Here is a 21,233-nt window from a genome sequence, read left to right on the forward strand (position 1 = left end):
CGTGTGGTGAAACTAAAGCCGACAGAGGCATGAGGGGTGGTGGCGAAGTCGGGCCGTGCCCAGCCTCCCCGCGAGCCGTCGGCGCGCGCTCGCCGCGTTCGCCGTCACGGTGCTCGCGTTCGGAACGTCGTTCGTCGGAATCAAGAGCGGGCTCGCGACGGTGCCGCCGGCGCTGTTCGCCGGACTCCGGTTCGTCGGCGGGGGCCTGCTCCTGCTCGGCGCACTCGCCGCGACGGGTCGACTCGACCGGCCGCGGACCCGCGGCGACCGGCGGGGCGTGCTCGTGGCCGGGACGTTCCTCACCTGGCTCAACGGCGTCGCGCTGTTCGTCGGCCAGCGGACCGTCACCAGCGCGGCCGCCGCCACCCTGTTCGCCGCACTCCCGGTGCTCACGCCGCTGTTCGCGCGGGGACTGCTCGGCGAGCGACTCGGTCCCCGGCAGACGGTCGGCCTGTTCGTCGGGTTCGCCGGGACGCTGCTCGTCGTCGCGCCGGACCCCGCCAACCTCGCGTCGGTGTCGACGGGGCGCGCGCTCGTGGCGACGTCCGTCGTCAGCGCGGCGCTCGGGGGCGTCCTCCTCCGGCGCGTCGACCCGCGGATGGGGAACGTGTCGCTCACCGCGTGGGCGATGCTGCTCGGCGCGGGCGGCGCGCTGGCGACGAGCCTCGCGCTGGGGGAGGCGTGGACGGTGTCGTGGACGCCGCGGACGCTGTTCGCCGTCGGCTACGTCGTCGTCGTGGCCACCGCCGTCGCGTTCCCGACGTACTTCTGGCTCATCCGGGTGGTCGGTCCGACGCGCGCGAACCTCAACTCGTACGTCGTCCCGCTCGTCGCGGCCGTCGCCGGCGCTCTCGTGCTCGGCGAGACGGTGGCGGCGAACACGGCCGTGGGCTTCGTGGTCATCGTCGTCGGGTTCGCCGCGATGGAGTGGGAGACGCTCCGCGACTCGGTGCGGCGCGGGCGGGCGGGCGGGCGGACCGACCGCGACGACCCGGACGGGGCGTCGTCGACGCCCGGCGGCGAGTCCGCGACCGACGGGGGGAACGCCCCGGAACCGTGAGTCGGTAATCGGGGCGAACGGACGAACTGGGGGCGGGTCGGAGGGCGGGCGGAGGAGTCGCCCGCTCAGGCGTCGGCGTCGTTCCAGGGCGCCGCCTCGAAGTCGACGAGGCGACGCTCCTCCTCGATGCCGTCGATGGTCGCCACCTCGTCGTCGGTCAACTCGACGTCGAGCGCCGCCAGGTTGTCGCGGAGGTGCTCCTCGCTCGTCGCCTTGGGGATGGCCGCGACGCGCTCCTTCGACAGCAGCCACGCGATGGACACCTGCGCCGGCGTGGCGTCGTGCGCGTCGGCTATCTCGCGTATCTCCGGGACGTCGGCGACCTGATTCCGCGCGATGGGGCAGTACGCGACCAGCCAGTGGTCGTCCGCGACGGCGTACTCGCGGAGTTCCTCCTGGGGGAGCAGCGGGTGACACTCCACCTGATGGGCGAAGATGGGCACGTCGAGGTGCTCGTTCGCCTCGTCGAGTTGGTCCGGCCGGAAGTTCGAGAGTCCGACCCGCTCGACGACGCCCTCGTCCACCAGGTCGTTCAGCGCGGCACACGTCTCCTCGGCGTCGTACGTGTTGATGGGCCAGTGGACGTACAACAGGTCGATGGTGTCGACGCCCAGCCGGGCGGCGGACTCGTGGGCGGTGGTCACGGCGTCGTCGTACCCCAGGTTGTCGGTGTCGAGTTTCGTCGCCACGAACACGTCCTCGGGGTCCGACCCGGCCCGCTCGACGCCGCGGCGTACCAGCGCCTCGTTCTGGTACCCCTGCGCGGTGTCGATGGCCTCGTACCCCACGTCGAGCGCCGTCGCCACGCTCTCGACGCACTGTGCGCCGGGGAGCTGGTACGTCCCCTCGCCGAACCGCTTGAACTCGGGCATGGCTACTCGTTCGCCCCCGACCGCCTCAACCCATCGAAAGCGGAACGCGCGACCCAGGTTCGCCCGAGGGCCACGGCACGATGGTTCTCGAACCCGAGAACGCGGAGGGGGCGCACTGCGGGTCTATAAAATGCTGTTCGATAACACTTAACACGGTAGACACACTCATATAGTATGTTCGAACAGTTCTCCAGCGGCTACTACCTGGGCGAGATGTACGTTCAGCCCCGGGAGTCGGAGACGGCGGCCATCAAGCGTACCGACCACGAGCGTGTGAACGAGCAGTTGTACGCCACCGGCGAGGGCGTCGAGCGCCTCGACAGCCCGCTCGTGATGAAAGTGGGGACGCGCCACTTCCCGGTCGTCGGCGACGACGACGTGGCCAGCGGGACGCTCGCGGTGCCGCGGGCGGCGGTGCCCGACGACCTGAAGTTCTCCGTCCCCGGTCGACTGGAGGTACTCCTCGCGAACGCGGAGCGTGCGCGGGACCTCATCCGCTACACCGGGTGGGAAGACGAGGACAACGCGTAGCTGGCGGGCGCCGCTGTCGCCGTCTTTTTCTCCCGCCGGGTCGCGCGTCGGGATAGTACATGCTCGACCGGCTTCTCGGCCGCGCGTCGCTGAAGGCGCGCATCGACGAGTTGGAGGAGGAGCGCGACTCGGCGGTGGCGCGCATGGAGGCCGAGGAGGAACGACGCGGCGAGGCCGCGCGCAAGCGACAGGAGGCCGAAGAGCGCGTCAACCGACTGGAGGACCGCATCGAGGAACTGGAGGACCGCATCGAACGCGCGGAGGCCGGCGGGGAGGCCGACCTCTCGTTTCGCGGCGTCGAGACGCTGCGCCGCCGTCGGCTCGAAACCGTGCTCGACAGGCTCCGGAGCGTCGACACGGGCGCGGAGGGCGCGCTCTCGGCGTTCGTCCCCGCCGACGGCGAGCACGGCGGCCTGCCCGAGCAAGTGGAGGCGGCGCTTGGCGAGCGCGCGCCGCTGGTCCGCCGCGCCGCGCCGACGCTCGTGTACCGCGACGACGCCGGACTCGTCTCGTGTGCGCTCGACCCGCCGCTACCGCCGGAGCCGTTCGCGGCGTGGGACGACGGGTTCCGCGTCGAGGCGCCGTGGTTCCGGCCGACCGGGCGGTTCGCGTTCGCGCTCGCCCGGACGGACACCTTCGCCGTCGGCACCTACGAGGGCGACGAGCGGGTGGAACTCGAGACGGTGGAGACGGACGTGATGGACGAACACGACAAGGGCGGCTTCTCGCAGGCCCGGTTCGAGCGCCAGCGCGACGCGCAGGTCGCCGACCACGTCGAGAAGTGCGCGGCGGCGCTCTCCGGCGTCGAGGGCGTCGAGCGAGTCATCCTGGTGGGCGAGCGGACCGTGGTCCCGGAACTCGACGAGTACGCCGACCACGTCGCCGGCAGCGACGCGACGGGCGACCCGGAGGCGGCGCTCGACGACGCGTTCGCCGACTTCTGGACGGCGACGCTCCGCCTGCTGTGAGCCGTGCGTCGGGGTCACACGGCGGCCGGAACGGTGTTCCGTGTCGCGCCCCGAGCGGGGAGTGCATGCCCGACGAAGGCGACGACGCACCCGACTTCACGGCACCGCTCGTCACCGACGACATCGAGGAGGCGACCCTCTCCGAGCGCCTGTCGGAGGACGCGCCGGTCGTGCTGGCGTTCTTCCCGGGGGCGTTCACGCCGCCGTGCCGCGAGGAGATGTCCAGCTTCCAGGACGACATCGACCGCTACCGCGACCTGGGCGCGACGCTGTACGGCGTGAGCGTCGACACGCCGTTCGCCCAGCAGGAGTTCAAAGAGCAGGAGGGGTTCGAGTTCGGGATGGTGAGCGACACCAACAAGGAGATAATCGACGACTACGACGTCCGCATCGACATGGACGACATCGGCTATTACGGCCTGTCGAACCGCGCGGTGTTCGTCGTCGACGCCGACGGCGAAATCACCTACACGTGGGAGGCCGACGACCCCGAGACCCAGCCCGACTTCGACGCCGTCGCCGAGGCCGTCGAGGCGGCCTGAGCGACCACACCCCGCTCGCTCGTCTCTTCGTTTTTCGCCCGGTCCTAACAGGAGCAGTAGTAGTCGCGGTCGGTCAACTGCGTCTCGATGACCGCCGCGGCCGGCCCGGGGTCCGACGGCCGGTAGACGCCCGTCGTCAGCCCGCGCTCCCCCTCGAACGCGCCCGAGACGAGGCTCGTCCACTCCGCGCGCGAGAGCACGTCCCAGAACGCCGGGTCGGTCGTCGCGAGTTCGAGGTAGTCGCGGAGGTACACCCAGCGGGCGTCGCGCCGCTCGCCCGGTTCGTACGTCGTGTCGGTGACACTCGCGTAGGCGGCCATCGGGAGGTTCGCGCCCGCCTCGACGGTCATGGATATCCACTTCCACGGCCGCGTGTTGATGTCGAGGAGGACGTACTCCTCGCGGTCCTCGTCGTAGACGAACTCCGACTCGCTGATGCCGTAGTAGTCGGTCTCCGCCAGCACCGACAGCGCCCGGTCGCGGACTTCCGGTCGGTCGACAGTCTCCACGAGACAGGAGGTGCCGAACTGCCGGGGGAACCGGACCGCGGCGTTGCCGACGACGGCGAGGGGGTCGCCGTCGGGCGGGACGTAGCTCGCGAGCGAGGTGTCCGCGCCCGTCTCGACGGGCACCTTCTCCTGGAGGAGGACGGTCGCGCCCGCGTCCTCGGCGGCGGCGACGGTGTCGTCGAACTCCGCTCGATTTCCGACCTCGATGACGTTCGTGCCGAACGCCTCCTCGAACCTGCGCTTGTGGGCGGGCTTGACCACGAGCGGGAACCCCAGCGCGTCGACCACCTCGTCGGCGGGCGTCTCCGAGAGCCGGTACGTCTCGGGGTACGGCACGCCCAGTTCCTCACAGAGGTGGTAGAGGTTGTCCTTGTCGAGGACGCGCTCGATGCCCTCGACGCCGGAGAACGGGAGCCTGACGCCCGCGGGTTCGGTCGCGGCGAACCCGCGCACCCACTCGTCCATGCAGGCGAACGCGACGCAGTCGACGCCGGCGGCGTCGACGACGCGCTCCACGTCCGCGCGGAACCCGTCCTGGTCGTCGAGCGGGTAGGTGACCGCGCCCGCGAAGTCGACGGCCGCCGACGCGGGGGCGACCCCGTCCCCGTTCCGGTCGAGCGCGATAACGGGCACGTCGTGGGCCGCGAGCGCCCGGGCGACGCTCACGCCGGTGATGTGCGCGTTGGCGACGAGCGCCGGCGGCCGGTCGAACGACGCCGCTTCCAGCGCCGCGACCAGGCCGTCGGTGTCGTGGAAGGTGTCGGCCATGCCCGCGCTTGCCGCCGGGCGGTAAAAGCCCCGCGTTAGTCGGCGTGCTCTGCCACCGACTCGGACGCCGGCGCGAACGCCCGAGCGCCCCCCGCCCGGCGTAGCGTCGGCACAAGGGATTTGCCCGGCGTGCCGAGACACCGACGCGAACCGATGCTCTCCACGCCACAGCGACGGACACTGCTCGCCGCGCTCGCGGTCCTCGTCGCGACGTGCGCCCCGCTGTCGGTCCCGCTCGCGGAGGAACGCGCGCTCGACGCCGAGGAGGCGTACGTGGCCGAGCGACTCGACGGCGCGCCGTGTCTGACCGACTGGGGGACGAACGAGGGGGCGGGTCCGAGCGAGGACGCGACCGTGACGGGAGTGACGGCGGGTGGCCTCCGCGTCGCCGTCACCGTACCGTACGCGTACACAACGGAGACGGACCAGGGGACCGTGTACGCCGACTTCGCGTCGGAGGCGGTGTACGAGGTCACTCCCACCGGCGTCCGTCGCGTGCGGGGCGACGAGATGTCCCCCTGCTGATTCGGGCGGACGCGAGCGCGCCGCTTATGCGTGCCGACCACCTCCCTCCGGGCGTGACCGACAGCGACGAGGTCCCCGGCCGCGTCCGACGCGCCGCGCGGGACCACGACGCCCTCGGCGACCCGGCCGGCGGCGCGTTCGCCGTCACGAGCACCCCGTTCGACGGCCGCGTCGCCGTCGCGGAGCGCGACGACGGCCGACTCGCGTTCGACGTGACCGTCAGCGTCCCGACGCTCTCGGCGGTGGCGGTCGACGGCGTGGCCGACGTGGTCGAGGACGGCTGGTACGACACGTTCGAGCGCCGCGTCGCCGCCATCGGCGACGTGACCGAGGCGGACCACGACCTCTCCCCGGAGACGCACCGGACGGGCGAGACGGCGGTCGTCGAGGTGGGGTTCGCCGACGTCGACGAGCGGCGCGGCGTCAACGACGCCGTCGCCGTGGTGGACTACGTCGAGGGGACGTACGTGCAGGGCATCGTCCCCGGCTACGAGTACACCGACCCCGTGACGGGTCTCATCGACCGGGCGCGCGCGGCCGGCGGCAGCGACGGCTACTGAGTCGAACGGACTGAGTCGCCGCGCTCCCCGCTGGCTCCGCTCACCACAGGGTCGCACCCACCTCACCGTACTTGACGCTCGGTGCCCTCCGTGCAGCATGGACGGCGAGCGGGCTGACGGGTGGCGGTGGTCGAACGTCCCGGTCCCGGAGTCGCACGTCGCCGGCCTCCTCGTGGCGATGGCAGCGCACGCGCTCCGCCCGGCGAGACTGGTCGACGGGGACCGACGCCTCGCGCGGGTCGCGGGCGGGGGACTGGTCGGCGGCGGACTGCTCCTCGTCGGCTGGGCGGTCCGGACGGCCGGCCGGCAGGACATCGAGAACCCGTCGGAACTCCTCACCGGCGGTCCCTACGCCGTCAGCCGTAACCCGATGTACGTCGCGTGGACGGCGCTGTACGTCGGAGTCACGCTGCTCTCGAACGCCGCGTGGCCGGCCGTCGCGCTGCCGTTCGTGCTGCTCCACTGCCACGCCGTGGTCCGACGCGAGGAGCGGCGGCTGGAGCGCGAGTTCGGCGACGAGTACCGGCGCTACCGCCGCGACGTCCGTCGATACCTGTAGACGGAGGCCGGGCCCGTTCGACGCGACTGCCGAACGCGCGGACGAACGGGGTGGTCGGGACCGACGAGCGGCCCGTCAGTCCATCGCGATGTACGTCTTCGTGTCCTCGACGCCCTCGATGGTCTGTATCCCGTCGGCGGTGACCTCCTTCACCTGCGCGGGGCCGTCGACGTTCACCTTCACGACGAAGTCCATGTCGCCGGCGACGATGTGCGCCTCCTCGACGCCGTCCAGTTCCTCGATGGCGTCCCTCACCCGGTCGGCCGCGCCGGTGCTGGCTTTCACCATCACGTAGGCGACGACCGTCATCGCTCCGCCTCCGTCGCGGAGGCGAGCGTCGCCGCCGAGTCGTCGCCGACGAGCAGTTGGCGCACGTCGCCGAGGACGTTGAAGTCGGCGAGCACCGCGAGCCGGTCGCCCTCCTCCAGCGAGTCGTCCGGGAGCGGGATGCCCATCGGCTCGTCGGACTTGCCGAACGCGAGGATGCGCGCCTGCGAGGGGAGCGACACCTCGCTCAGCGTGTAGCCCCGCATCGGCGACTCCGCCGAGATGGTGAACAACAGCACTTGGAGGTTCTCGGCGATGTCGGCGATGGCGCGGATGTTCCCTCCCAGGAGGGCGTTCTTCGCCCCGATGGCGCCGAGCCGCTCGGGGTAGACGATCTCGTCCACCTCGTCGGCGTACTTCTGGTAGATCTCCTCGCGGTAGTCCTCGTCGATGCGCATCACGGTCCGGCAGCCGAAGTGTTTCGCGATCATGCACGCCGCGAAGTTGACGTTCAGGTCGCCCGTGAGCGCCCCGACGGCGTCCGCCTCCTCGACGCCCGCCTCGAGGAGCGTCTCCTCGTGGGAGCCGTCGCCCTCGAACACCGTGAACTCGGCCGTTCGGGCCCGCTCGGCCCGCTCGGCGTCGCGCTCGACGATGACCACCTCGTGTCCCTCTTCCCGGAGGACGCGAGCGGTCCGGAGTCCGACGCGACCGGCCCCGATGACGATGAATCTCATATGAGATGCTATAGCACCCGAGAAAATAACTGTACCCCCGCGCCCGGAGACGGTTCCGACCGGCTCGGCGGAAGGGTTTTATCCGTGCTAAGTGTTACCACACGTATGGTCCGTGCGTTCGTCATGGTGAAGACCGGCCCCGGGACCGTCGAGCGCGTCGTGGAGTCCGTTCGCGGGCTGGACGCGGTGACGGAGGCGCACGTCGTCGCCGGCGAGTACGACGTCATCGCGGAGGTGACCGCCGAGGAGATGTACGAGGTCCTCCACGCCGTCGCGAGCGACATCCGGTCGCTGGACGGCGTGAGCGACACCAAGACGTACGTGTCGATGAGCGAGTGACCGTGAGCGAAGCCGTCGAGCGCGAACGCGACCGGCGGCCGGCGTTCCTCGTGGAGTTGGCGTTCGTCGTCGCCGGGTTCCTCGCGGTGGCCGCACTCCGGTTCGGCGTCGTCGCGCAGACGCCGGCGCGCGATGCGGCCGGCCCGGCGGTCGCCGGCGCGTTCGTCGGCACGGGCCTCCTCCTGTTCACCACCAGCCCGACGTTCGAGCGGGTGGGGCGCGACTGGCTGGTGACGTTCGTCGTCGCGGCGGTGGTGATACTCGGTGGACAGGTGCTCCTCGACACCGTCGGCGAACCGGCCGCGACGTTCGGTCTGCTCGGGTTCTTCCTCGCGTTCGGGGTGGGGCTGGTCGCCCGGCGGGCCGCACCGGCCGGCGGTGCGCGACGAGCGCCGCCGGACGGGTGACCGTCGCCTCGGCCGCCGGCTCCGGTCGTCGGGGTCGGAGTCGTCGGTTCGCTCGTTCCCCGTCCGCTGTCGAGGACTCGGCGGCGGGCACGCCGGTCCCGACAGGTCAAAGTCCGTGAGGGGCCTACATCGCGCATGGCCTCGCTGGTCGCGCTCGTACTCGCCGCGGCGGTGCTCGCGATACACACGCTGCTCGCGGCGGTGCTCGCGCGCTTCTTCCGCATCCGGCTGCAGACTCGGTGGGGGTGGGTGGCGTACTCGCTGCTCGTCACGCCGGTCGTGCTCACGGTGACGACGCTCGTCGCCGGGGCGGTCATCCCGCCGCTGTTCGAGAGCGCGGTGCTGCTGCTGGCCACGTTCGTCGGTCTCCCGCTCGCGCTCGGGTTCACCATCGACCTGCTGTACGTCCCGCCGCCCGAGGAGTACGACCTGCCCGAGGCGAACTGAACCTGCGACTCCGCGAGAACCGCCGAGCAGCCGCGAACGGCGTCCGCCGCCGTCGCGTCCCCCTCCTCACCCGCTCGCGGTCGTGGTGGCCGTCCCGTCGTCGGTACCGGTCGGGTCAGTCTCGGTCTCGTTCTCGCCGGTCTCCGCGAGCGCCTCGACCGCCCACTCGGGGCGGTCGACGGTCGTGTTCCCCACGCCCGTGACGCGGAAGCGGTCGACGACCCGCGCCTCCCGGTCGAACTGCGTCGTCCGGTAGGCGAGTCGGGACGAGACGACCGTCCCGTCGGGCGCGACGAGGAGTCTGAGGTCGACCGCGCGGGCGTCCGGCAGGCCCTCGCGCTCGATTCGCCCGGCGGTCGCGCGGAGGACCGCGAACTCGCGGCCGTCGAGCACGCGCGTCCCGGCGAGGCGCGGGTTCAGCAGGTCGGCGAGCGTCCGGACTCGCTCCCCCCCGGTCGCGTCGGACGTGATGGGCCGCGACGGCGCGCCGCGGGTCACCACCACCTCCGGCGGTTCGGACGAGCGGGTCTCGCGCCGAACCGTCACCGACCCGTTCGTCCAGTGAGCGACCGTCTCCGTCCGGGCGTTCCCGCCCTCGACCCGGTCGGTGACCGTCAGCCGGACCCGCCGGGCCCGGTCGTCGACCCGGACGCTGGCGACCGTCCGCACGAGGAGGGTCCCGTTCGAGTGGGTGACCGTCCGGCGGTGGACGGTCTCGAACGACCGGTTCGACAGCGCGCGGCGGTGAGCGGCGGCCAGTCGCTCCGGGTCCACCCCGTCCGTCGCCACGCCGGGCGGAAGCCCGCCGTCGGGCGTCGGGAGCGGCGTCGGTGACGGGGTGGGACTCGGCGTCCCGCGGAGGTCGGGATTCACCGTCCGCGGACCCGCGTCGTCGGAGGCGCCACCGGGGAGGCCGGCGCACCCCGCGACCAACAGGACGAACGCGAGCGCGAGGACGCGTCGGGACACGTCCGTACCTGCCGCGGTCGTCGCATAAAGCCGCGGTCGTCGCGCCCGAACCGTCTCGAATCCGTTCGAGCCCGGGCCGTCAGCCGGCCGCGCGCGCCTCCGCCACCCAGGGCGGCCGCTCGACGGTCGTGTTCCCCACGTCGGAGACGCGGAACGACTCGCGCACCGCGACGACCCCGGCGCCCTCGCGGGCCTCCTCGTAGCGCACCGCGTACGACCGGACGACGTCGTGTTCGGTGACGCCCGCGGCGAGCGAGTAGTTCCGGAGCGTCGTGTCGCCGACCCGGTCGACGCGGTCGGCCCGGGCGCGGACGAGGACTACCGTCTCGCCGGCGTCTCGGCGGACGCCGACGACCGACGCGTTCACGTTGGCGAAGACGCGGTAGACCGCGTCGCGTCCCGTCGCGGGGCCGGCGAGCGAACTGGGGGGCCGGCCGGCGAAGTGGACGTACTCGACGCTCCCGTTCGGCCGGCTTCGCCGGATGGCCGTCTCCTCCCCGTCGGTCCACAGCGTGAAGTCGAAGCCGGGGACGCCGACCGTCTCGGGCGCGACGCCGCCCACGTCCAGGCTGTACAGGAGCTCGCCGTCGACCTGCGTGGACGCCGTACGGACCGTCGCGAGCGTCGCCCCGTTGGGGGCGGTGACGGTCCGGTTCGAGCGCACGGTCACGCCCCGCGAGCGGACCGCGCGGTGGTGGGCGTTCGCGAGAGTCCACGCGTCGACGCCGTCGGCGGTCACGCCCGACGGGTACAGCGGGGCGGGCGTGGGGGTGGCGGTCGGACTGGGCGTCCCGCGGAGCGCCGGCTTCACCGTCCGCGGGTCGCGGTCCGCCGGACTACCGAGGCCGCTACAGCCGGCGGTGGTGACGAGGAGGGCGAGCACCACGGCGACCGGGAGCCGCGCGCGCATAGCGGGTGGAAAGCGCCCGGCGGAGATAAGCGTAGAGTCGGCCGCCCCCGCGACTATCCGGTCGCGTTTGCGGCCCACACGGGCGTCTCGACGACCGTCTCGTTCAGGTCGAACGCGTAGAACCGCTTGAGCGACGTGGTGTTCGCCCTCCCCGGGCCGCCGGGTGCGCGGTAGACGAGCGAGCGGACGACGCCGTCGGCGGTCACGCGGAGGGTGAGCCGACCGTCTTCGACCGGCGCGGCGAGGACGTGGAGCGCCGTTCCGTTCCGTCGTTCGACGCCGACGTAGCTCAGCTCCCGACCGGACAGAATCGCGGCGAGGACGTACCGACCCGAGTCGACGCTCTCGACGCCCGCGAACACCGACGGCGCGCCGCTGTCGATGACGCGCGTCTCCGTGAGACCGTTGGGGAGCGTCTCCTTCGCGACGGTCACGTTCCCGTCGGTCCAGTAGGCGTACTCCCACGCCTGCGTCCGGACGACCACCGGGTCGACCCCGCCGTTGACCGCTTCGTACCGCTGACGGGAGCCGTTCGTCCACGCCGTGGCCGTGTACCAGCCGAGCACGCTCCCGTTCGGCGCGAGCCACGCCTGGCTCTCGCGGACCGTGACGGGGGTGTCCTCCAGCGCCCGGTCGTGTGCCACGTACAGCGCGCGCTCGTCCACCTCGTCGGTGGCGTCGGGCGTGACACCCGGCGGGAGCGGGGCGTCAACCGGCGGCGTCGCGGTCGGCGCGTCCGTCGGCGTGCCGTTCAACTGCGGCGCGACGGTGGGCACCGCCCGCTCGCTCGCGCCGAGACCGTTACAGCCCGCGGTGACGAGCAGGAACGCTATGACGAGCGTCGACGGGGGTGCGAAACGCATGGGGGGAACACGGCGCGCGACTACAAAACACCCCGTCCGCCCGGCGCGTCAGCGGTCCTCGCCGCCTCCGTCGTCGAGCAGGCGCGCGACGGCTCGTTCGACCGAGCCGAGCACCTCCTCTGGCGAGCGGGACGCGTCGACGCGGACGAACCGGCCCGGTTCCGCCTCCAGCAGGCGTTCGTAGTTCGACTGCACCTCGGCGAGGAACGCCGCGCGCTCGAACTTGTTCGTCGCACCGGCGCGCGCGGCGGCCGTCTCGGGGTCCACGTCGAGGTAGACGGTGGCGTCGGGTTCGCGCGTGAACGCCTGGTGGATACCGCGGACGTACTCGAGCGGGCGCTGGATACCCGAGTCGGCGAGGCTCGCCGCCTGGTAGGCGTACCGCGAGTCGACGTACCGGTCCGAGACGACCAGCCGTCCGTCGGCGAGCGCCGGGCGAACGACCCGCGAGAGGTGGTCGGCGTGGTCGGCGGTGTAGAGGAACAGTTCCGCGAGCGGGTCGGCGTCGTCGTCGCCGATCGACCGGTAGACCGCCTCGCCGTACCACGAGTCCGTCGGCTCGTGGGTGAACGTCGCGTCGGGGTACACGTCCTGCAGGGCCTCCCACGCGGTCGTCTTGCCGCTCCCGTCGAGCCCTTCGAGCGTGATGAGCATCCGTACCGGCCGGTCGCGGGGCCGGGGTTTACCGTTACCGTTCGTCCGACCGGCGGGCGAGCAGCACGGCCCCGGTCAGCGCGAGAGCCGCCAGCGCTCCGACGGCCGAGAATCCCGGTGCGGTCGTGGCCGTCTCGTCCTCGCCGCTTCCGGTCTCCGGCGACGCCGGCGTCCCCGTAGTCCTCGTCGACCCCGTCGTCGCCGGGGGCGTCGGAGGTGTCGACGACGCGTTCCCGTCGGGCGTCGTCGGAACGGACGACGGCGTCGCGATTGCGGTGGCCGTCGGGGTCGTACGGCCCGTGGCGTCCGGGTCCGCGCTCCGGTTCCCGTCCGCGGTCGCGTTCGACGGACTGTCGACGCCGACCGCGAACGTCGAGAGTCCGACGACGCTCGCCTCGTACGTGCTCGAGTCGACCCGCTCCGCCTCGAGCCGCGTCCACCCACCGTCGCGGGAGCGGTAGAACGCCACGTCGTCCGGCGTCGCGTTCGCGGGGAGCGCCGACCGGTTGACCCGGAACCGGACCGTGGCGCGGTCGAGTCGCTCGTCCACCGGTCCGACCGCGGTCGTCGGGACGTACGCGAGTGCGTGCGCCCCCTCGAGCGGCGGACCTCCCTCGACGGTGCCGGTCGGCGTTCCGAACTCGACGCGGACGTCGGGCGCGTCGACGTCGAACGAGAACTCGACCCGGTCGACGGCGACCCCCGCACCCGAGACCCCGGGTACGTCGGTCTCGAACCGGACTCGCTCCGGCGCGTCGCGGACGAGAACCGTCGCCCCGTCGGCGGTCGCGACGGCCTCGTAGTCCGCAGAGGGGGGTGCGGTGGCTCCGCCGTCACTGCCGCCGCCCCCCGTCGACGCCCGACCGGTGTCGGCCGGCGGACGGTCGTCGCCGCCCGCCGTCGTCCCGTTCTCGTTCCCGTCGGACACCGGGGCGTCCGAGTCGGGCGGGGCCGAACGCCGGGCGACCCGGGCGACCGTCTCGCCCGCCAGCGTCCACGGCGTCTCGCCGTTGACTCGCAGGACAGACCCGTTCGCGACGGTCCGCAGGGACCCGTTGAGCGCGTACGTCCGCGTCGTTCCAGCGGGGACGACGACGCGCCGGACGGCCTGCTCGCCGTAGACGGAGTCGTGTTCGTTCCAGTGGAGGACCGAGCCGACGACCCCGGTCTCGTACAGTGCGACGTCGTAGGCGGCCGGCGCGTCCGTGGGGTTCTCCAGGGTGGCCGTGACGGTGACGTTGTCGTCGCCGGACGCGTCGACGGCGGTCGAGACGAGCGACACCGGCGACAGGCTCTCGACGACGGCCGTGTCGGTCGCCAGCGCCGGGTCGTGAACCGGGGCGGCGTTCACCACCGCCGCCCGGAACCGGTGCGTTCCCCCGACGAGCGAATCGGCCCCGACGGTGACTTCGACGGTCCCCTCGCGGTCGTCGAGGCCGTAGTAGCGGTAGTGGTTCGGCCCGTACACCCGTAGCTCGACCGGGGTCAGGTTCACGTCGGTTCCGACACGGTAGCCGACCGTCAGCGTCGAGTTCGTCGTCCCGTCGATGGTCGCGTTCGCTATCGCCACCCCCGTCCCCTCACCGGACGGAACGGGCGCGGTCCCCCCGGAAACCGTCTCGGCGCTCGCGGTCCCGCCCGCCCCGGCGAGGAGTACGAGCGCGAGAACCACCACCGACGTGCGCGGTCGCATCGTGTGTCGGACGCCGGGCAGACGGGATAAGGGCTCTCGCCTCGCTATCAAGAACTATACTGGGAACGTATAGGAACACAGAGGGTACTCGTGTGGTATCCAAAAGACCGGAACGTCGCGGAGCGTCGAGCGGTCGTGCTGCAGCGTCCGGCGGGCGGGTCGACGCCTACCGGTTCACGGTGACCGACTCGACGACGACGTCCTCGCGCGGCTGGTCGTTTCGACCGGTCTGGACGTTGCCGATCTCGCGCACCACGTCCAGGCCGTCGACGACCTTGCCGAAGACGGCGTGGCGGTCGTCGAGGTGGGGCTGGGGGCCGAGCGTGATGAAGAACTGCGAGCCGTTCGTGTCCGGGCCCGAGTTCGCCATCGAGAGCACGCCCTCGTCGTCGTGTCGGAGCTCGTCGTGGAACTCGTCGTCGAACTCGTACCCGGGGCCGCCGCGGCCGGTCCCGGTGGGGTCCCCGCCCTGAATCATGAAGTCGTCGATGATGCGGTGGAACACGCTCCCCTCGTACAGCGAGTCGCCGCGTGTCTCGCCCGTCTCGGGGTCCTCCCAGGTCGTCGTGTCGGGCGCGGGGTCGTCGCTCGCGGCCGGGTCGTGTTCCGCGAGGTTGAGGAAGTTCTCGACCGTCCGGGGGGCGCGGTCGGGGTACAGTTCGACGGTGAACTCGCCGTGGTTCGTCTGGAACGTCACGGTCGGCAGGTCGTCGCTCATCGTCGGGGATGGGGGGACGAGCGTGAAAAGGCGTTCGCAGTTCCGTCGAACCGGGCGACCTCCCGGGGCGAGGGGAGTACCTGCTGGTGCCCGTCGTCTTCCTCGTGAACGTCGTCGTGGGCGAGCCACTGGCCGAAGAGGTCGGCTGGCGCGGCTACCTTCAGCCGCTGGTGTCGGAGGCGGTGGGCGTCCTCCCGGCCGGACTCGTCGTCGGAGTGGTGTGGGGGTGTTGGCACCTCCCGCTGTTCGTCCTCCCGGGGGGCGAGGCCGGCGGCGGCGGACTCCCGGTCGCGTGGTGCCTCCCGCTCCTCGCCGGGTGGTCGGTCGTCTTCGCGTGGGTCGTCGCCCGAGCCGGGAGTCTGCTCCCGGCGGTCCTGCTGGTGGGAGGACTCGTCGTCGCTCGCTCGCGGGGACGGCGCACGTCCGAGGAGGCCGCAGACCGCACGCGGTAGCGCGTCTGAAAGCCCGATTTCGGCGGTTCCAGTGGTCTCGGCAGTCGTCGCTCGACGCCGGTGAGTAGCTACAAGCCCCCCGCCACCGACGGGGCGCGTATGGCCGACTACGACCGCGAACGCGTCACGCTCGCGCGCCTCCCGTCCGGCATCGCCGTCGAGACGACGGTGCACACGTACGGCTCGGGCGACCCGGTCGTGTACGCGCAGGCGGCCCAACACGGCCGCGAGATAAACGGCGCGGCGGTCCTCCGCCGCCTCCACGAATACCTGCTCGACCGCGACCTGAACGGCACGGTCGTAGCAGTTCCGGTCGCGGACCCGCTCACGTTCGACACCGTCTCGTACACCACGCCGGAGGCGTACGACTCGGTGAACAACAACATGAACCGCTGCTGGCCGGGCGACCCCGACGGGAGCATCCACGAGCGCATGGCCGACGCGCTCTGGACGTACGTCGGCGACGCCGACTACATCGTCGACCTGCACACGGGGAGCCGCGACATGCTCACCCACACGGTGTACCTGAAGGGCGACGACGACTGCCGCCGGCTGGCGGAGGCGTTCGGCACCGGGCTGTTGCTCGCGGAGGCGGCGGGCGAGGACGCCGACGAGGAGTGGGAGCAGCGCAACTTCGGCGGGAAGCTCCGCGTCGCCGCCACGCGCGAGGGCATCCCCTCCATCACGCCCGAACTGGCACACAACAAGGAACTGGTCGAGGACGCCATCGGAACGGGCGTCGAGGGGACGAAACGCGTGCTCCGCGAGACCGGCGTCCTCGACGACGGTGTTGACGTCCCCGAGTGGACCGGGGTTCGCGCCCGCAACCACCTCGGTCGGGTGAAGGCGGCCGACTCGGGACTGTTTCGTGCCGCCGACGGCGTCGAAATCGGGACCGAAGTCGAGGAGGGCGACGAGGTGGGCGAGGTGTTCGACCCCGCGAGCTACGAGACGCTCCAGACGGCGACGGCCGACCGGGGAGGCGTCGTCTACTCGGTCACGCGGGAGGCGACGGTGACCGCGGGCGAGACGCTGGTGGGCGTCGCGATTCGACTGGACGAGTGAGGCGAGCGGGGAACCGAGAGCGCCTCACGTCGCCGCCGGCGCCTCGCCGTCGCCGGGGGCGCCGACCGCGAGCAGACCGGCAGTGAACGCGCCGGCCAGCAGGCCGACGCACGCCATGTACAGCAGGAAGCCGAGGTACCAGTCGACGCCGAGGAGTCCCGGCGTCGAACCGATGAGCGCGTCGAACGACGCCCCGGTCGCCTGCGAGACGAGCGCGACGACGAGCGCGGTCATCCAGCCGCCGACGAGCGACCGACACACCTCCGGCCAGCCGCGTCCGGTGACCACCCTCGCGAGCGGACCGCCGACGCCCACCGGGACGTAGAGGACGCGAACCCGACGAGCACGGGGACCCGAGCGGCCGCGGGGCCGAGTCCGCCGACCGCACCCACGGCCGTGAATCCGCCGACGAGCGCGAGCGTCGCCGGGAGCGCGCGCTCGTGTCCCACCCGCCGGCCGAGCACGTGCGTCGAGAGCGCGAGCAGGACGACGACGGCGCTGGCCGCGAGGAAGAACAGCCCGTACATCGCCGCCGGTCCGAGAGCCACGCGTGCGGGTGACGCGGAACGGCTGATAAACGTACGCCACCGGCTATCAGCGCCGAGAGTTCGACCGGCGTCTCACAGCGACCGGACGGTGTCCGAGAGCACGCCGACCGCGATGTCGAGCGACTCCTCGTCGATGTCGAAGTAGGCGGTGTGGTGACCCGCGGTGTTCGACGCGCCGACGCCGACGTACGTCGCCGTCCCGCCGTTCTCCTGCACGCGGCGGACGAGGAACGACGCGTCCTCGCTCCCCCCGAACGGCTTGCGGTCGCGCACGTCCGTCACGCCGTCGACCCCGACAGCGGCGGTCCGCACCGCCTCGACCATCTCCGCGTCGTTCTCGAACGTCGTGGTCTTCCCGTACAGCCCCGTCTCCACCTCGCAGTCGTGCATGGCGGCCGCGGCGTCGAGCATCCGCCGGGCGTGCGCGAGCATGTACTCGTTCAGGTCGGCCGTCTCGCCGCGCACCTCGACGCGCATCGTCGCCTCCTCGCTGATGACGTTCTGGGCGTTGGTCGACTCGACCATCCCGACGTTCACCCGGGTCGGACCGTCCGCGTGTCGAGGGATGGCGTAGAGGTTCTGCACCGCCGTGGCGAGCGCCTGCATCGCGTTGCGGCCCTCGTTGGGCGCGCCGCCGGCGTGGGCGGGCGCACCCGAGAACGTCACGTCGAGTTTCGCGTTCGAGAGGGGGCGGTCGTACCCCGCGACGACGGTGCCCGTCTCCTCGTCGAGACCGAGGTGGACCGCGAGCAGGTGGTCCACGTCGTCGAGGTGAGCGGTCCGGCTCATCGGGAGGCCGCCGCGGCCCCCCTCCTCAGCGGGCTGGAAGAAGAGCTTCAGCGTCCCGTCGAAGCCGCCGTGCTCGTCGAGTTCGCGGGCGACTCCGAGCCCGATTGCGGTGTGGCCGTCGTGGCCGCAGGCGTGCATCTCGCCCGGGTGGGTCGACCCGAACCCCTCGCGGGCCGGCCGGTGGTCGTCGTCGGTCGCCTCCTGTCTGGCGAGCGCGTCCATGTCGACGCGCACCCCCACGACCGGGCCGGAGCCGTCGCCGTACTCCTTGACGGCGACCAGCCCCGTCACGTCGCCCATCCGGTCGAGGTACGCCTCGGGCGCACCCTCGCGGCGCGCGCGGTCCCTCGCGGCCGCGAGGTCGTCGTCGCTCGGCACGCCCAGTCGCTCCTCGACGGCCACCGCGTCCGGACCGAGGTGGAGGTCGAACCCCCGGTGGTCGAGTTCGGCGGCGACGAGCGCCGTCGTCCGGAACTCGGTCCACCCCTCCTCGGGGTACCGGTGGAGGTCCCGCCGCACCGCGCGCAGGTCCTTCCCGCGCGTCGTCGCCTCGCCCGCGTCGTCACTTGTCATGACGGCGGGTTCGCTCGTCGGGTTATCAATCTACTGCGGGCCGCGCGAGTTCCCACCGACGAGTCCCGTACTCGGGGACGAGCCGACGGAACGGGCGGGGGCGACGGTTCGGCCTTGTCGAGCGACGGACGGCGCCGGGAGAGCAGGTGTCTCGGGGAGTCCCGCGTGCCGACCGGGTCAGAACGCTTGTAGGTCGTCGAGGACGGCCGCCGCGTCGCCGTCTTCGATGCTGGCGCGGGCCATCTCCAGCCCCTCCTCGAGGTCGGTCGCGTCCTCGCGGGCGTAGATTCTGAACGCCGCGTTGAGCGCGACGGCGTCATACCAGTGGCCCGTCCGGTCGCCCGCGAGCACCTCCTCGGTGAGGCGCGCGGAGTCGGCGGCCACGTCCGACACCTCGAGGTCGGCCTCCTCGAAGTCCATCCCGTACTCGGGCGTCTCTATCTCGTAGTCGGTGAACGCGCCGTCGGTCCACTCGGCCACCTTCGTGTAGCCGGGGCGGATGTCGTCGTACCCCTCCATCCCCTGGAACATGATGACGCGGTGGAGGTCGTGGTGCTCGGACCGCTCGAACGTGTCGACGACCTTCTTCGCGAACGCGAGGTGGTAGAACGAGCCGAGGTGGACCGACGCCCCCGACGGGTTCGCCAGCGTCTCGACCGTGTTGAGGAACGTCCGCACCCCCATCATGTCGCGCCGCTCTTCGAGCGCGTGCACGTCGGGGTTGAACGCCGGCTGGTAGTAGAAGCCGACGCCGGTCTCGTCGGTCATGTCGGCCGACTCCGCGGGCGTCAGGTCGGTCCGCACGCCGAGGTCGTCGAGGACGTGCTTGTAGGCGTCCTGCTTCTGCGTGGGCACCCGGTCACCCGAGTGGACGACGACGGGCGTTCCCGCGCCGGCGGCGACGGCGGCCGCCGCGACGCCGAGGACGGCGGTGTCGCCCTTGCCGTCGTAGTTCGCCCCGCAGTCGACCGGGTCGGCGTCGGGTTCGGCGTACTCCACGCGCGAGCACATCTCGTCGACGTACGCCGCGAGTTCCTCCGGGTCGTTCCGCTTCCAGCGGTTCGCCAGCCAGAACGCCCCGAGCGTGGTGCGGTCCGGTTCGCCGGCGAAGATGCGGCGGAGCGCCTCGGTCGCCTGCTCGCGCGTCATGTCGTCCGCGGACTTGGGACCGGAGCCGCAGACCTCCGTCATCAGCCGCTTGAGCGGCCACTCCCCGAACTCCTCGGTCGCTTGTGCCATGTGCGTGCGTTGGGCTCTCGGCGCAAAAACGTCCCGTTCGGGCGCGAGCGAGAGCGGCGACGCACCGTCGGGACGACGACGCGCCGAGCGCGACCGGGCCGCCGCGCTCCGAAAGCGGTAGATACCGCGGCGACTAACCCCCGGCGATGCGCACGCTGGAGGGCGACGACTGGCGCGACGGACTCGACGGCGTCGACGCCCGCCTCGTGGACGAGTACCAGAGCGACTTCCCCGTCGTCGAGCGGCCGTTCCGCGCCGTGGCCGACGACCTCGGCGTGACCGAACGCGAGGCCGTCGAGCGCGTGCGCCGCCTGCGCGAGCGGGGCGTGCTCCGCCGGTTCGGCGCGGTGCTCAACCCGCCGGTCATCGGCTCCTCGACGCTCGCGGCCGTCCGGGCCCCCGAGGACCGGTTCGAGGAGGTGGCGGCGGTCGTGAACGGCTACCGGCAGGTGAACCACAACTACCGGCGCGACCACGAGTGGAACATGTGGTTCGTCGTCACCGCGAGCACGCGCGAGCGGCGCGACGCCATCCTGACCGACGTCGAGGCGCGAACCGGCTGTGAGGTGTTGAACCTCCCGATGCTCACCGACTACTACATCGACCTGGAGTTCCCCGTGTTCAACGCGGACTCGTTCGCGCGCGAGTCGGCGGACGCCACGGACGCGTCGGCGACCCGCATCTCCGAGGACGCGACGGGCGGACTGAGCGACCTGGAGGCGCGCCTGCTACTCGAAATCCAGGGCGGGTTCCCGCTGTCGCCGACGCCGTACCGCGACGTCGCCGACGCCCTCGGCGCCGACGTGGCGGACGTCCTCGCGGCGGTCGAGCGCCTGCTCGCCGACGGCTGTATCAAGCGCGTCGGCTGTATCGTCAACCACGTCGTCACCGGGTTCCGGAACAACTGCATGGTCGTCTGGGACGTCCCCGACGACCGCCTCGACGAACTCGGCGAGCGGGTGGGCGAACTCCCGTACGTGACGCTGTGTTACCACCGTCCGCGTCGGCCCGAGCAGGGGTGGCCGTACAACCTGTTCACGATGATTCACGGCCGGGAGGCCGACGCCGTCGACGCCAAGATAGACGAACTCGCGGCCGAGCACCTCCCGTTCGCCCACGAACGCCTCTACTCCACGGAGACGCTGAAGCAGACGGGCGCGCGGTACGACGACCTGGTGAGCGCCGAGGAGTAGGGGACGAGACGCGTGCGAGGCGGAGCGACGCGCGTCGGCGGGACCGCACGACAGTCGCCGTCGTTCTCGTGCCCGCGCGACCGACAGACGAAAGACCGCGCTGCGTCAACCCCGGGTATGAGCGACTTGGACGCCGAGGTCCAGACCGCGAGCGACTACGGCGGGGAGGGACCGCCCGTCGAGGAGAAGCCGTACAAGATAATCTTCGAGGCGAACGCCTGCTTCGGCGCGGGCAAGTGCGCCGAGGTCGCGGACAACTGGGAGATGGACATCGTCTCGGGGATGGCGAAACCCGAGTCGTACTACGTGAGCGAGGACGACCTGGCCGAGAACGTCCGCGCGGCCGAGGTGTGTCCCGCGAAGAAGGGGCGAGGCTGTATCCACGTCGTCGACCGGCGTACCGACGAGGAACTCGCCCCGGACCCGCACGGCGACGGGACGCTGAGCGTCGACTGGTAGACAGACACCGCGCGCGA

At 71.9% G+C, this 21,233-nt stretch carries 28 protein-coding genes; 14 read left to right on the plus strand and 14 right to left on the minus strand.

Annotation, left to right across the window (positions count from 1 at the left end; translation table 11 throughout):
- Window positions 1–55 precede the first annotated feature (55 nt).
- The gene (locus tag AC6RUA_RS06040; RefSeq protein WP_499815030.1) at window positions 56–1,060 is read left to right on the plus strand and encodes a DMT family transporter; all 1,005 of its coding nucleotides are present in this window, start codon (window positions 56–58) and stop codon (window positions 1,058–1,060) included.
- 65 nt (window positions 1,061–1,125) lie between these two features.
- On the opposite strand, the gene AC6RUA_RS06045 is transcribed toward AC6RUA_RS06040, so the two are convergent.
- Complete coding sequence (locus tag AC6RUA_RS06045; RefSeq protein WP_499815031.1) at window positions 1,126–1,932, minus strand: aldo/keto reductase; 807 nt, start codon at window positions 1,930–1,932, stop codon at window positions 1,126–1,128.
- 174 nt (window positions 1,933–2,106) lie between these two features.
- On the opposite strand from AC6RUA_RS06045, the gene AC6RUA_RS06050 reads away from it, so the two are divergent.
- From AC6RUA_RS06050 to AC6RUA_RS06060, 3 genes are all read left to right on the plus strand, one after another.
- Window positions 2,107–2,463, plus strand: coding sequence for a DUF5802 family protein (locus tag AC6RUA_RS06050; protein ID WP_499815032.1), 357 nt, complete (start codon window positions 2,107–2,109; stop codon window positions 2,461–2,463).
- Between the two features lie 59 nt (window positions 2,464–2,522).
- Window positions 2,523–3,431: a Vms1/Ankzf1 family peptidyl-tRNA hydrolase gene (locus tag AC6RUA_RS06055; RefSeq protein ID WP_499815033.1), complete on the plus strand. Its 909-nt coding sequence runs from the start codon at window positions 2,523–2,525 to the stop codon at window positions 3,429–3,431.
- A 65-nt stretch (window positions 3,432–3,496) separates the two neighbouring features.
- Window positions 3,497–3,973 (plus strand): redoxin domain-containing protein, encoded by a 477-nt coding sequence (locus AC6RUA_RS06060; RefSeq protein ID WP_499815034.1) that lies wholly within the window; start codon window positions 3,497–3,499, stop codon window positions 3,971–3,973.
- A 44-nt stretch (window positions 3,974–4,017) separates the two neighbouring features.
- Here the strand turns inward: AC6RUA_RS06060 and AC6RUA_RS06065 are convergent, their stop codons facing one another.
- The gene (locus AC6RUA_RS06065) at window positions 4,018–5,250 is read right to left on the minus strand and encodes a carboxylate--amine ligase (RefSeq protein ID WP_499815035.1); all 1,233 of its coding nucleotides are present in this window, start codon (window positions 5,248–5,250) and stop codon (window positions 4,018–4,020) included.
- Between the two features lie 153 nt (window positions 5,251–5,403).
- Between AC6RUA_RS06065 and AC6RUA_RS06070 the strand changes: the two genes are divergently transcribed.
- The 3 genes from AC6RUA_RS06070 (at window position 5,404) to AC6RUA_RS06080 (ending at window position 6,894) form a co-directional block, all read left to right on the plus strand.
- Window positions 5,404–5,775 carry a hypothetical protein gene (locus AC6RUA_RS06070; protein WP_499815036.1) on the plus strand — a complete coding sequence of 124 codons (372 nt, stop codon included), beginning with the start codon at window positions 5,404–5,406 and terminating at the stop codon, window positions 5,773–5,775.
- Between the two features lie 26 nt (window positions 5,776–5,801).
- Complete coding sequence (locus AC6RUA_RS06075) at window positions 5,802–6,335, plus strand: DUF5813 family protein (protein ID WP_499815037.1); 534 nt, start codon at window positions 5,802–5,804, stop codon at window positions 6,333–6,335.
- 97 nt (window positions 6,336–6,432) lie between these two features.
- Entirely contained in the window at window positions 6,433–6,894 is a 462-nt protein-coding gene (locus AC6RUA_RS06080; protein WP_499815038.1) for a methyltransferase family protein, read from the plus strand.
- Window positions 6,895–6,969: 75 nt separating this feature from the next.
- Here the strand turns inward: AC6RUA_RS06080 and AC6RUA_RS06085 are convergent, their stop codons facing one another.
- Both AC6RUA_RS06085 and AC6RUA_RS06090 read right to left on the minus strand, forming a co-directional pair.
- Window positions 6,970–7,203 carry an Lrp/AsnC family transcriptional regulator gene (locus tag AC6RUA_RS06085; RefSeq protein WP_499815039.1) on the minus strand — a complete coding sequence of 78 codons (234 nt, stop codon included), beginning with the start codon at window positions 7,201–7,203 and terminating at the stop codon, window positions 6,970–6,972.
- Complete coding sequence (locus tag AC6RUA_RS06090) at window positions 7,200–7,898, minus strand: potassium channel family protein (protein ID WP_499815040.1); 699 nt, start codon at window positions 7,896–7,898, stop codon at window positions 7,200–7,202. The genes AC6RUA_RS06085 and AC6RUA_RS06090 overlap by 4 nt, the downstream gene beginning before the upstream one ends.
- Window positions 7,899–8,003: 105 nt before the next feature.
- Here AC6RUA_RS06090 and AC6RUA_RS06095 point away from each other — a divergent pair, with 105 nt between their 5' ends.
- From AC6RUA_RS06095 to AC6RUA_RS06105, 3 genes are all read left to right on the plus strand, one after another.
- Window positions 8,004–8,237 carry an Lrp/AsnC family transcriptional regulator gene (locus tag AC6RUA_RS06095; protein WP_499815041.1) on the plus strand — a complete coding sequence of 78 codons (234 nt, stop codon included), beginning with the start codon at window positions 8,004–8,006 and terminating at the stop codon, window positions 8,235–8,237.
- A gap of 2 nt (window positions 8,238–8,239) precedes the next feature.
- Window positions 8,240–8,644: a hypothetical protein gene (locus AC6RUA_RS06100; protein WP_499815042.1), complete on the plus strand. Its 405-nt coding sequence runs from the start codon at window positions 8,240–8,242 to the stop codon at window positions 8,642–8,644.
- Between the two features lie 135 nt (window positions 8,645–8,779).
- Window positions 8,780–9,091: a DUF7991 family protein gene (locus AC6RUA_RS06105; RefSeq protein WP_499815043.1), complete on the plus strand. Its 312-nt coding sequence runs from the start codon at window positions 8,780–8,782 to the stop codon at window positions 9,089–9,091.
- A gap of 66 nt (window positions 9,092–9,157) precedes the next feature.
- Here the strand turns inward: AC6RUA_RS06105 and AC6RUA_RS06110 are convergent, their stop codons facing one another.
- From AC6RUA_RS06110 to AC6RUA_RS06135, 6 genes are all read right to left on the minus strand, one after another.
- Window positions 9,158–10,060: a hypothetical protein gene (locus AC6RUA_RS06110; RefSeq protein WP_499815044.1), complete on the minus strand. Its 903-nt coding sequence runs from the start codon at window positions 10,058–10,060 to the stop codon at window positions 9,158–9,160.
- 79 nt (window positions 10,061–10,139) lie between these two features.
- Window positions 10,140–10,970 (minus strand): hypothetical protein, encoded by an 831-nt coding sequence (locus tag AC6RUA_RS06115; RefSeq protein WP_499815045.1) that lies wholly within the window; start codon window positions 10,968–10,970, stop codon window positions 10,140–10,142.
- A gap of 53 nt (window positions 10,971–11,023) precedes the next feature.
- Complete coding sequence (locus AC6RUA_RS06120) at window positions 11,024–11,833, minus strand: hypothetical protein (RefSeq protein WP_499815046.1); 810 nt, start codon at window positions 11,831–11,833, stop codon at window positions 11,024–11,026.
- A gap of 48 nt (window positions 11,834–11,881) precedes the next feature.
- Entirely contained in the window at window positions 11,882–12,487 is a 606-nt protein-coding gene (tmk, locus tag AC6RUA_RS06125) for a dTMP kinase (protein ID WP_499815047.1), read from the minus strand.
- Between the two features lie 34 nt (window positions 12,488–12,521).
- Window positions 12,522–14,180, minus strand: coding sequence for a hypothetical protein (locus tag AC6RUA_RS06130; protein ID WP_499815048.1), 1,659 nt, complete (start codon window positions 14,178–14,180; stop codon window positions 12,522–12,524).
- A 166-nt stretch (window positions 14,181–14,346) separates the two neighbouring features.
- On the minus strand, window positions 14,347–14,898 hold the full coding sequence (locus tag AC6RUA_RS06135; protein WP_499815049.1) for a peptidylprolyl isomerase: 552 nt from the start codon (window positions 14,896–14,898) through the stop codon (window positions 14,347–14,349).
- Between the two features lie 86 nt (window positions 14,899–14,984).
- Between AC6RUA_RS06135 and AC6RUA_RS06140 the strand changes: the two genes are divergently transcribed.
- Window positions 14,985–15,350 (plus strand): CPBP family intramembrane glutamic endopeptidase, encoded by a 366-nt coding sequence (locus AC6RUA_RS06140; protein WP_499815050.1) that lies wholly within the window; start codon window positions 14,985–14,987, stop codon window positions 15,348–15,350.
- A gap of 99 nt (window positions 15,351–15,449) precedes the next feature.
- Entirely contained in the window at window positions 15,450–16,415 is a 966-nt protein-coding gene (locus AC6RUA_RS06145) for a succinylglutamate desuccinylase/aspartoacylase family protein (RefSeq protein ID WP_499815051.1), read from the plus strand.
- A 24-nt stretch (window positions 16,416–16,439) separates the two neighbouring features.
- On the opposite strand, the gene AC6RUA_RS06150 is transcribed toward AC6RUA_RS06145, so the two are convergent.
- The 4 genes from AC6RUA_RS06150 to AC6RUA_RS06165 form a co-directional block, all read right to left on the minus strand.
- Window positions 16,440–16,649 carry a hypothetical protein gene (locus tag AC6RUA_RS06150; protein WP_499815052.1) on the minus strand — a complete coding sequence of 70 codons (210 nt, stop codon included), beginning with the start codon at window positions 16,647–16,649 and terminating at the stop codon, window positions 16,440–16,442.
- Window positions 16,646–16,963 carry a hypothetical protein gene (locus AC6RUA_RS06155; protein ID WP_499815053.1) on the minus strand — a complete coding sequence of 106 codons (318 nt, stop codon included), beginning with the start codon at window positions 16,961–16,963 and terminating at the stop codon, window positions 16,646–16,648. Before AC6RUA_RS06155 ends, AC6RUA_RS06150 begins: the two co-directional genes overlap by 4 nt.
- Before the next feature lie 72 nt (window positions 16,964–17,035).
- Window positions 17,036–18,325: an amidohydrolase gene (locus tag AC6RUA_RS06160; RefSeq protein ID WP_499815054.1), complete on the minus strand. Its 1,290-nt coding sequence runs from the start codon at window positions 18,323–18,325 to the stop codon at window positions 17,036–17,038.
- A gap of 177 nt (window positions 18,326–18,502) precedes the next feature.
- The gene (locus tag AC6RUA_RS06165; RefSeq protein ID WP_499815055.1) at window positions 18,503–19,564 is read right to left on the minus strand and encodes an anthranilate phosphoribosyltransferase; all 1,062 of its coding nucleotides are present in this window, start codon (window positions 19,562–19,564) and stop codon (window positions 18,503–18,505) included.
- Window positions 19,565–19,710: 146 nt separating this feature from the next.
- On the opposite strand from AC6RUA_RS06165, the gene ahbB reads away from it, so the two are divergent.
- Together ahbB and AC6RUA_RS06175 are read left to right on the plus strand one after the other, a co-directional pair.
- Complete coding sequence (gene ahbB / locus AC6RUA_RS06170; RefSeq protein WP_499815056.1) at window positions 19,711–20,757, plus strand: siroheme decarboxylase subunit beta; 1,047 nt, start codon at window positions 19,711–19,713, stop codon at window positions 20,755–20,757.
- 117 nt (window positions 20,758–20,874) lie between these two features.
- Window positions 20,875–21,216, plus strand: coding sequence for a ferredoxin (locus tag AC6RUA_RS06175; RefSeq protein ID WP_499815057.1), 342 nt, complete (start codon window positions 20,875–20,877; stop codon window positions 21,214–21,216).
- The last annotated feature ends 17 nt before the right edge of the window (window positions 21,217–21,233 follow it).

The organism is Halorarum sp. SLYT50 (assembly GCF_059821265.1).

Excerpts from the sequence above, each read along its gene's own strand:
- AC6RUA_RS06045 (WP_499815031.1), bottom strand. The coding sequence starts at position 1,932 with ATGCCCGAGTTCAAGCGGTTCGGCGAGGGGACGTACCAGCTCCCCGGC.
- AC6RUA_RS06050 (WP_499815032.1), top strand. The coding sequence starts at position 2,107 with ATGTTCGAACAGTTCTCCAGCGGCTACTACCTGGGCGAGATGTACGTT.
- AC6RUA_RS06055 (WP_499815033.1), top strand. The coding sequence starts at position 2,523 with ATGCTCGACCGGCTTCTCGGCCGCGCGTCGCTGAAGGCGCGCATCGAC.
- AC6RUA_RS06060 (WP_499815034.1), top strand. The coding sequence starts at position 3,497 with ATGCCCGACGAAGGCGACGACGCACCCGACTTCACGGCACCGCTCGTC.
- AC6RUA_RS06065 (WP_499815035.1), bottom strand. The coding sequence starts at position 5,250 with ATGGCCGACACCTTCCACGACACCGACGGCCTGGTCGCGGCGCTGGAA.
- AC6RUA_RS06070 (WP_499815036.1), top strand. The coding sequence starts at position 5,404 with ATGCTCTCCACGCCACAGCGACGGACACTGCTCGCCGCGCTCGCGGTC.
- AC6RUA_RS06075 (WP_499815037.1), top strand. The coding sequence starts at position 5,802 with ATGCGTGCCGACCACCTCCCTCCGGGCGTGACCGACAGCGACGAGGTC.
- AC6RUA_RS06080 (WP_499815038.1), top strand. The coding sequence starts at position 6,433 with ATGGACGGCGAGCGGGCTGACGGGTGGCGGTGGTCGAACGTCCCGGTC.
- AC6RUA_RS06085 (WP_499815039.1), bottom strand. The coding sequence starts at position 7,203 with ATGACGGTCGTCGCCTACGTGATGGTGAAAGCCAGCACCGGCGCGGCC.
- AC6RUA_RS06090 (WP_499815040.1), bottom strand. The coding sequence starts at position 7,898 with ATGAGATTCATCGTCATCGGGGCCGGTCGCGTCGGACTCCGGACCGCT.
- AC6RUA_RS06095 (WP_499815041.1), top strand. The coding sequence starts at position 8,004 with ATGGTCCGTGCGTTCGTCATGGTGAAGACCGGCCCCGGGACCGTCGAG.
- AC6RUA_RS06105 (WP_499815043.1), top strand. The coding sequence starts at position 8,780 with ATGGCCTCGCTGGTCGCGCTCGTACTCGCCGCGGCGGTGCTCGCGATA.
- AC6RUA_RS06115 (WP_499815045.1), bottom strand. The coding sequence starts at position 10,970 with ATGCGCGCGCGGCTCCCGGTCGCCGTGGTGCTCGCCCTCCTCGTCACC.
- AC6RUA_RS06120 (WP_499815046.1), bottom strand. The coding sequence starts at position 11,833 with ATGCGTTTCGCACCCCCGTCGACGCTCGTCATAGCGTTCCTGCTCGTC.
- tmk (WP_499815047.1), bottom strand. The coding sequence starts at position 12,487 with ATGCTCATCACGCTCGAAGGGCTCGACGGGAGCGGCAAGACGACCGCG.
- AC6RUA_RS06130 (WP_499815048.1), bottom strand. The coding sequence starts at position 14,180 with ATGCGACCGCGCACGTCGGTGGTGGTTCTCGCGCTCGTACTCCTCGCC.
- AC6RUA_RS06135 (WP_499815049.1), bottom strand. The coding sequence starts at position 14,898 with ATGAGCGACGACCTGCCGACCGTGACGTTCCAGACGAACCACGGCGAG.
- AC6RUA_RS06145 (WP_499815051.1), top strand. The coding sequence starts at position 15,450 with ATGGCCGACTACGACCGCGAACGCGTCACGCTCGCGCGCCTCCCGTCC.
- AC6RUA_RS06150 (WP_499815052.1), bottom strand. The coding sequence starts at position 16,649 with ATGACCGCGCTCGTCGTCGCGCTCGTCTCGCAGGCGACCGGGGCGTCG.
- AC6RUA_RS06160 (WP_499815054.1), bottom strand. The coding sequence starts at position 18,325 with ATGACAAGTGACGACGCGGGCGAGGCGACGACGCGCGGGAAGGACCTG.
- AC6RUA_RS06165 (WP_499815055.1), bottom strand. The coding sequence starts at position 19,564 with ATGGCACAAGCGACCGAGGAGTTCGGGGAGTGGCCGCTCAAGCGGCTG.
- ahbB (WP_499815056.1), top strand. The coding sequence starts at position 19,711 with ATGCGCACGCTGGAGGGCGACGACTGGCGCGACGGACTCGACGGCGTC.
- AC6RUA_RS06175 (WP_499815057.1), top strand. The coding sequence starts at position 20,875 with ATGAGCGACTTGGACGCCGAGGTCCAGACCGCGAGCGACTACGGCGGG.